Origin of the sequence: Xenorhabdus kozodoii (assembly GCF_002632875.1) — a bacterium.
In the GTDB taxonomy this organism is placed as follows: domain Bacteria; phylum Pseudomonadota; class Gammaproteobacteria; order Enterobacterales; family Enterobacteriaceae; genus Xenorhabdus; species Xenorhabdus kozodoii.
Map to the genome: position 1 here is coordinate 1 of NZ_NJCX01000115.1, position 454 is coordinate 454.

Annotated in this window: 1 protein-coding gene; it reads right to left on the reverse strand. The window is 60.1% G+C overall.

Annotated features, from left to right (window positions below; translation table 11 throughout):
• On the reverse strand, window positions 1–454 hold a 454-nt coding region (locus Xkoz_RS19380), incomplete at both ends, for an IS66 family transposase (RefSeq protein WP_141554468.1).

Sequence of the window (454 nt, forward strand, 5' to 3'; positions counted from 1 at the left end):
CGAGTTGGGGGCGGTTTTGGCCTGACAGGTTTGCAGCCAGGAGTGGAACTTATCCAGCCAGGGACGCGCATAACGCTGCCGCCACTGACGCCGCTTATCCGGGGGGCGGTGTTTAATTTTTCGCTCCAGTTTATACAATTCCCGGATCCCCTCCAGCGCCTGTTTCGCCACCGTGCTTTGGCTGGTCTGGTAAACCTCAAAAAACTTGCGCCGGGCGTGAGCCCAGCAACCCGCTTCGGTGATATCCGCCCGGGCATGCAGCGCGTTGTAACCGGCATAGTCATCCGTAACAAGGTAGCCACCGGCCCATTTTTCCAGAAACGCCTGTGCATAACGCCCACCGCGGCCGGGATGTAACTCGTAGTACACCACGGCGGGGGCGTTATCACGACCCGTCACATAGGTCCACAGATAGGCCCGGTGCGTCTGCCCTTTCCCCGGCATCAGAACCGGC